Source organism: Paenibacillus selenitireducens, assembly GCF_002021565.1.
GTDB lineage: Bacteria > Bacillota > Bacilli > Paenibacillales > Paenibacillaceae > Paenibacillus_K > Paenibacillus_K selenitireducens.
The window spans coordinates 189438-203739 of record NZ_MSZX01000009.1; the positions used below are offsets into that span (position 1 = coordinate 189438).

General features: G+C 43.5%; 14 protein-coding genes. 4 read left to right on the top strand and 10 right to left on the bottom strand.

Translation table 11 applies throughout. From position 1 onward, the window contains the following. Positions 1-59: 59 nt before the first annotated feature. The 3 genes from BVG16_RS21810 to BVG16_RS21820 form a co-directional block, all read right to left on the bottom strand. Complete coding sequence (locus BVG16_RS21810; RefSeq protein ID WP_078501309.1) at positions 60-779, bottom strand: YebC/PmpR family DNA-binding transcriptional regulator; 720 nt, start codon at positions 777-779, stop codon at positions 60-62. Positions 780-979: 200 nt separating this feature from the next. Further along, positions 980-1753: a delta-lactam-biosynthetic de-N-acetylase gene (gene pdaA, locus BVG16_RS21815; protein WP_078501452.1), complete on the bottom strand. Its 774-nt coding sequence runs from the start codon at positions 1751-1753 to the stop codon at positions 980-982. A 117-nt stretch (positions 1754-1870) separates the two neighbouring features. Further along, on the bottom strand, positions 1871-2626 hold the full coding sequence (locus BVG16_RS21820) for a spermidine synthase (RefSeq protein ID WP_078501310.1): 756 nt from the start codon (positions 2624-2626) through the stop codon (positions 1871-1873). Positions 2627-2824: 198 nt separating this feature from the next. Between BVG16_RS21820 and BVG16_RS21825 the strand changes: the two genes are divergently transcribed. Together BVG16_RS21825 and BVG16_RS21830 are read left to right on the top strand one after the other, a co-directional pair. Next, positions 2825-3478, top strand: a complete 654-nt coding sequence (locus BVG16_RS21825) for a L,D-transpeptidase family protein (protein ID WP_198957522.1) — start codon at positions 2825-2827, stop codon at positions 3476-3478. A 143-nt stretch (positions 3479-3621) separates the two neighbouring features. Beyond that, positions 3622-3942, top strand: a complete 321-nt coding sequence (locus tag BVG16_RS21830) for a hypothetical protein (RefSeq protein ID WP_078501312.1) — start codon at positions 3622-3624, stop codon at positions 3940-3942. Between the two features lie 121 nt (positions 3943-4063). On the opposite strand, the gene BVG16_RS33445 is transcribed toward BVG16_RS21830, so the two are convergent. Beyond that, positions 4064-4159: a dihydroorotate dehydrogenase gene (locus BVG16_RS33445; protein ID WP_078501313.1), complete on the bottom strand. Its 96-nt coding sequence runs from the start codon at positions 4157-4159 to the stop codon at positions 4064-4066. A 248-nt stretch (positions 4160-4407) separates the two neighbouring features. Here BVG16_RS33445 and BVG16_RS21840 point away from each other — a divergent pair, with 248 nt between their 5' ends. Next, the gene (locus BVG16_RS21840; RefSeq protein ID WP_078501453.1) at positions 4408-5499 is read left to right on the top strand and encodes a winged helix DNA-binding domain-containing protein; all 1092 of its coding nucleotides are present in this window, start codon (positions 4408-4410) and stop codon (positions 5497-5499) included. A gap of 70 nt (positions 5500-5569) precedes the next feature. Here BVG16_RS21840 and BVG16_RS21845 read toward each other — a convergent pair whose 3' ends face one another. The 3 genes from BVG16_RS21845 to BVG16_RS21855 form a co-directional block, all read right to left on the bottom strand. After that, positions 5570-6865: an Nramp family divalent metal transporter gene (locus BVG16_RS21845; protein ID WP_078501314.1), complete on the bottom strand. Its 1296-nt coding sequence runs from the start codon at positions 6863-6865 to the stop codon at positions 5570-5572. Between the two features lie 202 nt (positions 6866-7067). Beyond that, entirely contained in the window at positions 7068-8441 is a 1374-nt protein-coding gene (locus tag BVG16_RS21850) for a sensor histidine kinase (RefSeq protein WP_078501315.1), read from the bottom strand. Then, positions 8438-9154: a response regulator transcription factor gene (locus BVG16_RS21855; protein ID WP_078501316.1), complete on the bottom strand. Its 717-nt coding sequence runs from the start codon at positions 9152-9154 to the stop codon at positions 8438-8440. The genes BVG16_RS21850 and BVG16_RS21855 overlap by 4 nt, the downstream gene beginning before the upstream one ends. A 160-nt stretch (positions 9155-9314) precedes the next feature. Here BVG16_RS21855 and BVG16_RS21860 point away from each other — a divergent pair, with 160 nt between their 5' ends. After that, positions 9315-9992, top strand: a complete 678-nt coding sequence (locus BVG16_RS21860; RefSeq protein WP_078501317.1) for a hypothetical protein — start codon at positions 9315-9317, stop codon at positions 9990-9992. 186 nt (positions 9993-10178) lie between these two features. Here the strand turns inward: BVG16_RS21860 and BVG16_RS21865 are convergent, their stop codons facing one another. The 3 genes from BVG16_RS21865 to BVG16_RS21875 form a co-directional block, all read right to left on the bottom strand. After that, positions 10179-11735 carry an ABC-F family ATP-binding cassette domain-containing protein gene (locus tag BVG16_RS21865; RefSeq protein WP_078501318.1) on the bottom strand — a complete coding sequence of 519 codons (1557 nt, stop codon included), beginning with the start codon at positions 11733-11735 and terminating at the stop codon, positions 10179-10181. Between the two features lie 105 nt (positions 11736-11840). After that, a complete protein-coding gene (locus tag BVG16_RS21870; RefSeq protein WP_078501319.1) occupies positions 11841-13055 on the bottom strand; it encodes an MFS transporter in 1215 nt (404 codons plus the stop codon). Between the two features lie 95 nt (positions 13056-13150). After that, positions 13151-14122 (bottom strand): helix-turn-helix transcriptional regulator, encoded by a 972-nt coding sequence (locus tag BVG16_RS21875; RefSeq protein WP_078501320.1) that lies wholly within the window; start codon positions 14120-14122, stop codon positions 13151-13153. Positions 14123-14302: the final 180 nt, after the last annotated feature.

The following is a 14302-nucleotide window of genomic DNA, read 5'->3' on the forward strand; positions in this document are numbered from 1 at the left end:
ATCATGAAAATAAAAAAAGCCGCGATTCGCGGCTTTTCTCACGCAACAAGTTTACCCTATTAATCTTCAAATTCCACATTGTGATATACTTGTTGAACATCTTCCAAATCTTCTAATGCATCGATCATTTTCTCGAATTGTCCCTGCGATTCCACAGGGATCGAGATGTAATTTTGCGCTAGCATCGTTACCTCAGCTACCGTGAATTCCGTAATTCCAGCTTGCTTGAAAGCTTCTTGAACCGCATGGAATTGATCCGGATCCGCATATACCAATACAGAGTCATCTTCTTCAATGACGTCACGCACGTCCACATCCGCTTCAAGTAATAATTCGATGACGTCGTCTACGGATTTCCCTTCGAGACCGATAACTGCCGTTTCATCAAACATATAGGATACAGATCCGTTAACACCCATGTTCCCGCCGCTCTTATTGAAGGCAGAGCGTACTGCCGATGCTGTACGGTTAACGTTATTCGTAAGCGTGTCCACGATCACCATGGAACCGTTCGGTCCGAAACCTTCATAACGAAGTTCGTCATAGTTCTCTTCTGCACTGCCTTTTGCTTTATCTAATGCACGATCAATAATAGCTTTTGGTACATTGTATGTTTTGGCACGCTCAAGTACAACTTTTAATGCACGATTCGATTCCGGATCAGGTTCGCCCTTTTTGGCTGCTACGTAAATCTCAACCCCGAACTTTGCGTAAATTCGACTCGTGTTTCCATCTTTTGATGCTTTTTTTTCTTTAATATTGTTCCATTTACGACCCATGCTGACTGTTCCCACTTTCTTTTTTAGCTTTACAAGTTATTATAACCGATTTTCTTTCATTATGGGACTAGTTATGTAACAATTGCCCGATATTCATCATCCACGGTGCGTTTTCTTTGTGACAAATAATCAAAGCCACCCTTCATAAAAGGATGGCTTCTGTACGGATTCGCTTCATATATTACGTAATGCTCGAGGATTCAATAGGTCTTCTTCTCAAGGTGTTCCAAGCTCTTGAACTCATAACCTTGTTCTTTCGCTGTCGTAATCATGCTGGCTAACGCTTCCGCGTTATCCTTGGATACCGAATGAAGTAAAATCACGGCACCTGGATGAATTTGTTTCATCACCTGGTCATATGCATATTTCCAACCACGTTGTGATGCGGTATCCCAATCTTTATAAGCAATCGACCAGAATACGCTTGTATAACCGAGTGCTCTGCTTTCTCCTAGAATTCGATCGTTAAAAATGCCGCGCGGCGGACGCAAATAGGTCATGTGCTTCTGATTCGTCAATTGCGTAACTTCTGCCTGCACCTTATCTAATTCCGTCTTTAACTGTGTATTCGAAATTTGACTCATATCTGGATGACTCCAGGAATGATTCCCGATCAGATGCCCTTCTGCAACCATTCTTTTCACGAGCTCGGGTTCTTGCTTGACATAATGCCCTGTGATAAAGAAGATGGCAGGTACCTGATGTTGTTTCAGCACATCTAAGATTTTCACCGTAAATCCATTTTCGTACCCATTATCAAACGTCAAATAAAGTTCTTTTTTCGTCGTATCCCCTAAAAAGATGGCCTCATGCTTCATGAGGATGTCCTTAAAGCCCTCTTCATTGATGGAAGCGGGTTGATGTTCCTTACTCTTCTTGAACCCGAAATGGTAGGGCTGCATATGTGCGGCCTCAGCGGGAAGTATGGCAGCTGGTACAGCCGAGAATAGGAACAGGAACAGAACGGTTAGCATACTTGTACGGATCAAACACCTTCACCTCATCGCTTCCATTGTAGACCTGAGATAATATGCCCTGTCATGAAAATGTTATTCAACATTCAACAAGACTGGACAGTTGAAGGATCCGATTCAAGAATTGGGGCGAACCTTGTCCATGATCACATGTCCTTCCCCTAATTCTATTTCATAAAACCCAGCCATACCCTTCGCATCATAATCCATGATTTTATCGCTGCACACAACGATAATATTACGAATGTCAGCATCAGCTTCGCTAGACATTGTGAAGGCTCGGCAATGGGCATAAGTTTCGCGAACCGTCGTATGTATGGCATAGACGAGTCTGTCATTCTTGGCTTTCCCCATTAAATTCATGATGAGTGCCCCTTCGGCAGTAAGTTTCTCCCGCGTCATTTGGAAGAACTCGGTTGTCGTAAATTGATAGGGGGTCCCCTCTCGTGTAAAAGCGTCTAATACAATATAATCATATCCCTGTAAATTCTGGCACTCTAGAACTTGACGACCATCCCCGATGACGACATTATCCTGACGATAATGAAAAAATGTCCTGCTTAATTCCACAATCTTCTCATCGATTTCCGCAACCGTGAAGAATCTGTCCTCATAATGTCCCGCAATCGTACCAATACCGTGGCCAATCATGAACACGCGTTCAAAATCGGGATCATTGCATTCCATAAGGTGCATGATCGCTCTTGGATATTCAAGCACGATGCGCTCCGGGTTTTTCAAGTCGATTGCGCCTTGTATTGCATGATTGGAAAACTGCAGGAATCGGAATTTCCCCGTCTCACCGTATAACTCATTTGCCTCGTACACGGCCATTTCTTGATAAAAGCTATTTTCTCTCACTAATAAATGCAATTCATGGTTCTCCTTCTCGATTAGCTAATAGTGCAAATATTAGTGTAACGTAAAATACCCCGTTAGCAAATCATACAAATCGTATGACTTCGATCAATAGGGATACACTATTTCCATCACTTTAATTCCTTGGAGATGAATATGAAACGGATTTATTCGTATTTAGGGCTTCGTGTGAAGATCGCAGCCGCGTTTCTAATGATCTTGAATTCACCCATTTGCTTCGATAACCCACCTATATATGCTGACCCTTCGTTACCAATCGCAGCAGATTCCAGCTTTTATTCCATTGAAATATATCCCCAGTTTTATCAGCTCATTGTCCTTGCGCAGGGTCAGAAAATCAAGACATATAACGTCGCGGTTGGGAATCCGTCTACTCCTACGCCTGTAGGAGAATATCAGATCATCTTTAAAGGTAAAGACTGGGGGCCTTCATTCGGTCCTCGGTGGTTAGGTTTAAATGTTCCTTGGGGGAATTACGGAATTCATGGAACGAACAAACCCCATTCTATTGGTCAACATCTGAGCCATGGATGCATTCGCATGCGCAACAAAGATGTTATGGAATTATATGACATGATTCCTGTCGGCACCAAGGTCACCATTTACGGCCATATTTTGGGAGATCACTTGCATGACCCGAGAGAGCTAGCCGAAGATGATGTCGGGGGCGACGTACAATTAGTTCAATCACGCCTGAAAAGCGGCGGGTACTTCCATGGCATGTGCAATGGGAAATTTCTGTCCGATACGACCATTGCCGTCAAAAAGTTTCAACGTGATCATCATCTGCCACAGGATGGGGTCATCTCCTATCAGGTGTACGAACACCTCGGATTAATGGAGTAATGTCATCAAAAAAATCGGAGTTGATAGGTAAATCGTCCAAATTTACGGATAAATAGTTAAGCAACTATACCCATGATGACAAGTTCGCATATCTTATCCTAACTTGATTTCATTTCATGCATATGATTATGGAGCAAAGGAATGTGATTGTTGTGAAGAAGAACGTGCGAATCAAGCAAAATCTTTTACAACCAGAGAGAGAACTGAGCAATCAGCCTCAGGAGACTCAGGACGTACTTGCAGAAGCGACGATGCCTCCTCTATCAGCCTTTCAAAGGATCGGCGGCATGGAAGGTCTAATGCACATGCTGGGTAATATCCAGCAAATGTATGGCTTATATCTGAACATGCAGCCTACATTTAAAATGCTAAACGCGTTGATGGCACCGCAAGTAACCGTGAGCAGCCTTGCATCGAAAAGAGCACGAGGCAGAAAAAAAATAACGAAACGACGCAAAAGATAAATTAATGGTTTGCCTTACATTCATGGATGGAATGTGAGGTATTTTTATGCAAAAAAACTGTAGACATTGTTCTTGAAGAACATCGCCTACAGTCCTCTTTTACTTGAAGGATCCATGAATATTAGATGAATGCGCGGCTAACGATTACCAATAGGATAAATAGTACTAGGATTGTACCAGTGCTCGTAAATAGACCACCTCTAAATTCTTCTCCCATGTTCATCCTCCTTGCTAAAGAGATTTTGTGGTACAGGGTATTGTATGCAAGTGCTCCACGAGATGATTGTATCTTTGACCATCTTTATCTCAGCGAATTTCCCTTCTGAAAATCTTGAGATATAATGTACATTACCAAATCACCAATTGTTGCCACAAGGATTGATAAAGAAGAAAGGTGCTGCTATTATGTGTGCGGATAAAATGAGGTCTCAGATAACCAGAACATCTCATGAAACCCTTCCCATCATGGGTACGCGTGCTTTGAACCGTGCTCTACTCGCCAGACAGATGTTATTAACTCGTGCTCCATACTCTACACTGGAGGTTATTAGCCATTTGGTGGGATTACAAGCGCAATCGCCGAATGCTCCCTACTTCGCTTTATGGTCAAGAATTCAAGGTTTTCAACAGGAAGATTTGTCTTCGCTGATCCGTGAGCGGAAGATCATTCGTATCGCGCTTATGCGTTCAACGATTCATTTGGTATCTGCACAAGATGGTCTTTCTTTGCGTCCCTGGGTACAATCAGCTCATGAACGCGGATTAAAAGGAGCCTATGGTAAACTTTTGGGTGATGTCCGTCTCGATGATATTGCTGCATCAGGTCGAGCCCTCGTAGAAGCTAGCCCTTTAACTTTTAACGAAATGGGCAAATGTCTTCAACAACAATGGCCTGATCGAGATCCGGGGGCACTAGCGGCAGTCGTCAGGACACGAGTTCCACTCGTTCAATTGCCTCCACGTGGATTATGGGGCGAGAGCGGCCAAGCGATACATACGTCTATTGAAGCATGGCTTAATCTACCTCTTACTTCTCATCCTGAACCAGAAGAGTTCATCCTTCGTTATTTGGCTGCATTCGGCCCCGCTACGATTAAAGACATTCAAGTATGGTCAGGCCTTACTCGTCTAAATACGTACGTTGAGCGGCTTCTACCGCAGTTGATTCGCTTTCGAAATGAGCAGGGCACTGTGTTGTATGACTTGCCTGATGCGCCTCGGCCTGATCCAGACACCCCGGCTCCCCTACGCTTCCTTGGCGAATATGATAATATTCTCCTCTCTTACGCTGATCGTAACCGGATCTTGGATGACTCATTTCGCAAACGTGTATTTACGAGTAATGGCATTATCCGATCAACATTACTCTTGGATGGTTTTGTTGGAACCTGGAGAATCGAACGGGAACGCAACGCTGCAACGTTGACCATTCAACCCTTCATACAGTTACGCGATGAAGACCGGCACGGGATTGCAGAGGAAGGTATGCAGCTGCTTCAATTCGCTGCAGCACATGACGCCACCCATACCGTCAAGTTCCTGCCCATCGAAGAATAAAGACCACGTATACGGATCGCATAGAACACAAATGACGCCGTCCTCGGACAGCGTCATTTGTGTTCATGCACTATAGTATCATTTCAACAACCAAGAACAAGTTCAACAATACAACAATACCAGCGATGATCCACCCTAGGATTGTCGTAATTCGATGATTCACTAACGCACCCATGATGGATTTATTGCTCGTAAATACAACCAGAGGAATAAGTGCGAAGGCAATACCAAATGATAAGACGACCTGACTCATGACAAGTGCTCTCGTTGCATCAATACCAGAAATGATAATAACTAACGGTGGGATTGTCGTAATTGCCCGACGGAGATACAAATTAATACGTTTATTAATGAAACCTTGCATAACGACGTCGCCCGCCATTGTTCCTACAGATGCGCTGGATAATCCAGCAATCAATAAAGCAAGGCCAAAGGAAATCGATGATACAGGCCCTACCAGTTCCCCGAATTTATGAAAGGCTATCTCGAGGTCATCTACGATCAACCCGTTTTTGAAAAATAATGCGGCTGAGATAACAACCATCGCCATATTCACGGCACCTGCTACAATCATGGCGAAGACGATATCCATCAGTTCAAATTTAAAGATTCTTTTTTTCTCGGCATCATTTTTACCGACAATTCGATTCTGCGTCAAAGATGAATGTAGGTAGATGGCATGCGGCATGACGGTTGCTCCAAGAATACCCGCTGCAAGCAAAATACTGTCTACACCTTCAAATTTGGGGGTAATCATTCCTAATGCAACTGCTCCCATATCAGGTTTCGCTAACACGACCTGGAAAGCAAATGCTAGTACCACGATCAAGACCATACCGCCGATTCCAGCTTCTAATGACCGGAACCCGCGTCGCTGCAATTCTAGTATAGCGAACGAACCCACAGCCGTGATCAGTGCAGCCGGCAACATCGGTATATCGAACAGCAGGTATAAACCTAGAGCTGCACCAATGAATTCTGCAAGGTCTGTCGCAATAATGACCAATTCACTTTGTATCCATAAGAAGATCGATACCCCTTTGGGGAATCTGGATCGAGCGATTTCCGGTAAATTCTGACCGGTAGCAATGCCCAACTTCGCAGATAAGGTTTGAATGAGTACCGCCATCAAATTCGATACCGCAATCACCCATAACAACATATATCCGTAAGTGGAACCTGCTGTTATATTAGTGGCGAAATTGCCGGGATCCAAATAAGCGACGGCGGCAATAAATGCAGGACCGAGAAATGGAAGTATGCTTTTCAGTCCTTTAACCTCTCCACTTAATACCGAATGAGCTGATATGACCGATTTATGTGGTTTTATTAGGGCTTTTTTATTTTCGAGAGATTGTTCTATCATATATGTTTCCTCCTAGCCCAAATCTTTTCTATGTCCATAAAAGTTTACCTTATGCAACTTTTGAATTGATTATAGTCCTCTTTTTGAAAAATGTAAATAGTTAATAATTATCATTCTCATCTGAACGTTTAAACAAAAAATGCCACCCTACGCGGCTCTATTGGATACAATAGCTTCGTAGGCTGGCATTTAATGTGCGGTTTTATGATGTCATATGCGAAGGAAATCCTAGTGAAATTTTAGCCCCACCCTCCGTGCGATTGTCTGCTGTAATGTATCCGCCACAGCGCTCTACAATGGCTCGAGATATGGCAAGGCCTAGCCCGGATTCTCCGTCTTTTCCTTTGACAAAACGATGAAACAGAAAAGGAAGCAAGTCTTCCGAAATTCCCTCACCATCATCGGAAATGTACATTTCAATGCGATCTTTGTTCATTACAGCATGGATATAGATATGATGTCGCGCATATCGAGTCGCATTGGACACGACATTCAACAGCGCTTGCAGCAGTTTATCGCGGTCGGCATGAATGATCAAGGACTCCTTCTCATCATAGTCGGTGTGAAGCGTCAGACCTTTTTTCACAAGTAATGGATTCATTCGTTCAATCGTCTCATTCAGCAAATCCTTTACGCATACGTCTACGGGGTTAAAGATATCCTCTTCACTGTCTAATTTCGCAAGAAGCGTCATCTCTGTGACAATGTTCTTCAACCTTCCACTTTCACTTACGATAATATCCAGCCCTTTATGCATGCTGTCTCCTTCAAAAATCCCATCGCGAATCCCTTCTGCATATCCGGAGATGGACATCAGCGGCGTTTTCAGCTCATGTGAGGCATTTTGGAAAAATTGCTTTTGGACTTGATTAAATCGTTTCAATTCTCCTGCCATTTCATACACCGTATTCGCCACAGAACCAATTTCGCCACCAGCTTTGATTAACTTCACATCAGAGAAATGACGCCCCTTCACTTTCTTCAGCTCTGCATTTAATCGCATCAGAGGTTTGATAAGTCTTTGTGTTATGAGGAGGCTAAGCAGAAACATGAGCACACCGCCAACACAGAATACGAGCAGCAATCGCCCTAACAGCGCTTGTTCAATCGCCTTAATCTTACTCATAGGTGTAAGTAGGGTGAGTGTTCCCTGCGGGATGTTGCTCACTTCAACGAGATATCCTGTGTCTGCCCCTGCCCAAATCGCTTGAAGCTTGGCTGATTCTGAAACCTCGCTACGCATTGCCATGGGTTTTGAAGTCCCCGTTACAGGCAGCACTGAACCCGATACGATATTCCCTCCCTTATCACTAACGATGGCTTGCACCGACAAGTTGGACGGAGAAACCGTGACTGATGTTGCAAGACCAGATAACGTATCGTCTTTGGTGGTATCGTTTTTGATCGCTCCCTGAGCCAAAGTAGCGGTCATGGCTGTTCCAATGGATTTCATATCCGCCCTTTGTGCTCCAATGAAATGATCTAATAGTACATAATGGATGAGAACCGCTGTCACGGAAAGTACAAGCACAAGAGACACGGCAAAAGCTATATTAATCTGATGAATTAATTTCATATGGACTCACGCTCCTCTACGCGCATGCGGTAACCAAGTCCCCACACCGCTTCAATCGGTAAATCCTCTAGTTTCTTTCGCATGCGTTTAATGAGATGATCCACGGCACGGTCACTTCCGAAATAATCGTCTCCCCATACATACGTAAGGAGTTCGTCCCTCGTAAAAGCGCGGTTCGGGTATTCAGCCAATACCTTAAGCATCGCAAATTCCTTGATGGTCATATCTACCTCTTCCCCATTCCAGAACACGCGTCGATCTTCTAACCATAGTTGAAGTTGGCCGTGTTCTATCTTGGCTTGCTCTTCTTCTCGGGACGGTTTGTCATCGGCATTCTTTAATTTATACCAACGTTGAAGCTGTCGCTTGATACGGGCTACGAGCTCGCGGGGACTGAAAGGCTTGACCAAATAATCGTCGCTCCCGAGCTCCAAGCCTAATATTTTATCAACTTCGTTATCTCTCGCAGAAATCATTATAATAGGAACTTCTGCCTCATTACGTATCCGTCTGCAAAATTCATATCCATCCATACCAGGGAGCATGATATCCAGTACCCACATATCCGGCGGTGTTGTTCTCCATAAGGTCCATGCTTCTTCCGCAGTTTCGAGTCCAACCGTACGGTAATTCTCTTTCTGTAAATACGCTTCGACGAGATGGCGTATATGTTGATCATCGTCTACGATGGCAATTAAATAGTTGTTATTCATTACGTTACCTCCAAGCTATTGCTATGTTCTAGTATATCAAGGCTTCGTAACCTGTGGCAGTTTGCCATTGTTTTTCCACAATTTCACCAATGTTCTGCCACACACTTTTTATACACTTAGCCTTGTAAGAAAAAAACAAATGAATGAGGAGTGTTACACAATGAACCACAAACACATGATGAAAAGACTTGCTTTATCGACCCTACTCTTATCGGCTGTCGCTAGCCCAGTCATGGCAAATGCTGCTGAAAATTCTGAGGCACAAGCTTCTACTCCAACGATGAAGGCCATTGCACTACAAAAGGATGGAAATACGAAATTTGCACCCTTTGCAATTATGCTTTCGAATCCTCTGGATCTTGCTAAAACCTATGCACCAGATACGGTTCAGGATTGGGAAGCAACATTGGACAAGTTCGATAAACTTGCATCAAGTAAGTTTACGAAAATGACAGCGAGTACTACTGTATCTGCAACCGAGCAAACGGACGTAAAACCGAATATCACAGAACTCAAAGTAGAACGCAAATTAGTATCGGGTAAAGATTCCTCTGACAAAATGCCAGCGAACGCTGTAAAGATGATCAAGGTTGAATCAGCGCATGATGCTCAAGATGGCGATATAACTTTCACAGAAACGAAAGGCCTAAATGTTGAGGTTAAAACTGGCGTTGCGATCACAACCGATTCAGGTGAAATCAAAGACCCTTTCTTTAAAGCACAAATCGAATTAAGTAAAGCGGAACAATCTAAGGATGCGGACCAAATCAAGCAATCCTTGGCCAACCTTCTAGAACAATACAAACAACGTATTGCGGATTGGGAAGTTGAAAAATAAGAGAGAAAATACTTAACTCACTTGATATTATGCTTTGTGAGGAGATATAAAAACAGCAAAATCCCTGCTTCAACCTTAGGTTGGGCAGGGATTTGCTGTTGCTACCATACTATTCAATATAAAAGTAACTTACCAAAAAAAGCCTATCCCCACTAACATCCAAGTTAGCGGCAGATAGGCTTTTCATTAAAATACTTTTGTTGTCCAGGACTCGCAGTTCCAAGTCTCCGTCACAACATCACGATAAAATTCCGGTTCGTGGGAAATGAGGAGAATGCTGCCTTTAAAAGCTTTAAGCGCACGTTTGAGCTCTTCCTTCGCGTCTACATCCAAGTGGTTCGTCGGCTCATCGAGTACAAGCAAGTTCGTCTCGCGATTGATCAATTTGCATAAGCGTACCTTTGCCTTTTCTCCCCCACTAAGAACTGCGATCTTACTTTCAATGTGTTTCGTCGTAAGTCCGCATTTCGCAAGGGCAGCACGTACTTCAAATTGCGTGAACGACGGGAACTCTTTCCAAATCTCTTCGATACAGGTATTGTAGTTGGTACCTTTCATTTCTTGCTCAAAATAGCCAATATCCTGATTCTCTCCACGTTGTACCGTACCTGAGATCGCAGGAATTTCCCCTAATATACTCCGCAGCAAGGTTGTTTTACCAATGCCGTTCGCGCCGACAAGCGCAATTTTCTGTCCGCGTTCCATACGCAAGTCAAGAGGTCTAGATAAGGGACTATCGTAACCAATGACAAGATCCTTCGTTTCGAAAATAAGTTTGCCGGAAGCTCTCGAATCTTTGAAGTTAAATTGCGGCTTCGGTTTTTCCTTAGCAAGCTCGATAACATCCATCTTGTCCAGTTTCTTCTGTCTCGACATCGCCATATTTCGTGTAGCCACACTCGCTTTATTCCGAGCTACGAAATCTTTAAGATCAGCGATTTCCTGCTGTTGACGTTTATAGGCGGATTCAAGCTGTGATTTTCTCATTTCATGCACTTCTAAAAACTTGTCGTAGTCTCCCACATAACGGTTCAACTCTTGATTTTCCATATGATAAATCAGGTTAATAACACTATTCAGGAATGGAATATCATGTGAAATCAGAATGAATGCATTCTCGTATTCTTGCAGATAGCGCTTCAACCATTCGATATGCACTTCATCGAGGTAGTTCGTCGGCTCATCCAGCAGCAAAATATCTGGTTTCTCCAGAAGCAGCTTCGCCAGCAAAATTTTCGTCCGTTGACCCCCACTTAGATCGTTCACGTCTTTATCGAGACCAATATCGGTAATGCCCAGCCCACGTGCTGTTTCTTCAATTTTGGCATCAATCATATAGAAGTCTTGGTTCGTTAACGTATCCTGAATCGTACCAACGTCTTCAAGCAGCTGTTCAAGCTCTTCTGCAGATACATCGCCCATTCTACCATACATATCGTTCATCTCTTGTTCCATATCGAACAAGTATTGGAAAGCTCCTCTTAGGACGTCCCGAATGGATAAACCCTTGCTCAACACGGCATGCTGATCTAAATAGCCAACGCGCATGCGTTTGGACCATTCGACCTTGCCATCATCCGGCTGCAGCTTGCCCGTAATGATATTCATAAAAGTGGACTTACCTTCGCCGTTCGCGCCAATGAGTCCAATGTGCTCGCCTTTCAGCAGGCGAAAAGATACGTCATTGAAAATCGCACGATCTCCAAAGCCGTGACTTAATCGTTCTACATTTAATATACTCATGCATGACACCTTTTCTTTTAGACTTTTTTCTCGTTCTATTATAAGCGGTATCATGTCAATAACTCAATGGAATGAGGATACAAATTATTTCTTTGTGGACAAAACCTAATCATGGCTGCTGTTCTGCGGAATCCCCTGTGCAACTTGTCGATTCGAATTTTTCCTGATTACGAACAGGAGCAATATCATCATAAGTGAAATACCCAACCCATACGGGAGTAATATATGACTTGTATAGAGTATCGTTCCAATGACCGGACCTACGAATGCACCTCCCCCTTGTAAGGCTGCGATATAGGTCGCGACGCTTCTCTGTTCATGATGTTGGACCGACATCGATGCTCCTGCGCTATATCCAAGCATCGTAAACCCGATCCCAAACCCTAATATGATAAATGCGATCATCGCTTGATGAATAAATAGTAGGAATCCAAGCAAACCTACTGCCACACAACTTAAACCTACGAGTAACACGAGCCGCGGCGAGCTCTTCAGATATCTCGTAATGATGACCTGAGACGCGACGACCATCACCCCTGATAGTGCCAGACCAAGACCAATAAACTGCATGGTTTGTGCTGCATTGTACCCCAGCTGATCCTGTACATAGAACCCAATTGTAACTTGTACCATATTAAGTGCAATAGATAGTACGAACCCAATCCATAAATATAAACGGATCCTTGCATCCATGGGAGATAACGATAGTTTCCTTTGCTTCTGGATCGACGGAACCGGGGCATCGGGAATGTATGCGATAAACCATAACGCAATGAGAACTAAAAGTGTGGATGCGGCATACATCGGTGCCGTAAGACTGATGGATGCCAACCATCCGCTTAATGCAGGTCCTAATACAAAGCCAAGCCCATTGGCAGCTCCGAATAATGCCATCCCTTTCGTTCGCGTATCCGCTGTCGTCCATCCCATGACATAGGCCTGTGCTTGTGCTGGAATCCCCCCAAAGAAGAAGCCGGCAACTGCGCGAAGCACGAAGAAAATCCAGAACAAGACCGTGTGATTCCATGTTGAAGAATTCGTTGCAGCATCTGCCAACAATCCAAACCCAATTAGGGTAAGTACATACACAAACATGATCATCGCCAGTATTTTTTTACGACTCATGAAAGTACATTTCTCCCAAAAAAATCCTCCAATCAACCAACACATTCCAGTTACCGATACCAGGCAGCCTGATTCGATCTCGTTCAACCCGATCATTCGGGATAAAGGGCCGATAATAGGATTGAATGCCGCAATCGAGATCATTCCACATAACACGATCATGAACATCATCATAAATTTGTATTTCAAATCCATCCCTCCCTGCAAGTTATGGACTTATGTTACGCTGGCATGATGATAACGATCTACCAGTAGGCGGAATATATTGCTGGTTAGAGGGTGACATGTTCCTATGACAAGCGCCGAGTAAACTCCCCAGGGTTCACACCAAACTTGTTACGGAAAGCCTCTGCAAAATAACTTGGATTCGAATACCCCACGGCACAGGATACTTCGTTTACATTAAATCTCCCCTCTTGCAGGAGTAATAAGGACTTTTCAAGCCGTTGCTCTCGCAGATATCCGAAAACCGTATTCTCATATAGCTCTTTAAATCCAACTTTTAATTTGTAGTCATTCATTCCGATCATTCGGGATAACTCCGTGAGTTTCGGAGGATCTGCCATATGCTCCATCATAATGTCTCTGGCTTGACGAATTTTTTCCATATCTTGTTTTGTTAATGTCGTCGTCTCTTCTTGCGTCTCGCTCAGAAAAGATCGAAAAGCCGTAGATAAGAGATCCAACACATGACATTCCATCTCTATATTGCGGGTACTTCCTGATTGTGCAGCTTGTAGAATTCGATTCAGAATCACGGTAGAAGTCGGTTCGATCATGCCTTGAAACATGCGGAAGGATCGCTTACCCAGCAATTGATGAAAATCTATCGTTCTCCCTTCTCCCGCTCCTTCCATAAAATGATGAAACGTTGACACCGGGATTCCAATGCCCAACAAAGTTAATGATTTGTTACGTTCAAAGCTAAAATGTACTTCCGTCGGGTCCAAAAATTGCAGGATACAACTGCCTGGAACAAGCTCAAAATGAAGACCAGATACGGAAACTTCTCGTGTCCCCTGTATACAAAAGCTTAATTCGACCATTGGAACATCCGATTGCATGTGAAACGTTCGATCTTGATGGAAGGTATACTCGGATATCACGATCTCCATATCCTTACGTGGTATAATCCGACGAACAGTCCCGAGTCCCAATTCCGCTTGAAGAGACATGTGCTCTGATCGATGGGTATGCTGTCGTGGCAATTCAAGACCGTCGAAAAAAAGCTCAAAATTATGATGAAAATTTTTATCTATCATGGTACCGCTCTCCGATTCATATCATTCATTGGATTCATTGATAATCATTATCATTTACATTATAACGATGAACCGGCCTTCTGACTATCCTAACCATAAAATAAACCAAATTTGCCCGACCATTCCTAAAAATATAAATTGTTATTGACATATATTAACTTTTAATGATACTATCTTTTT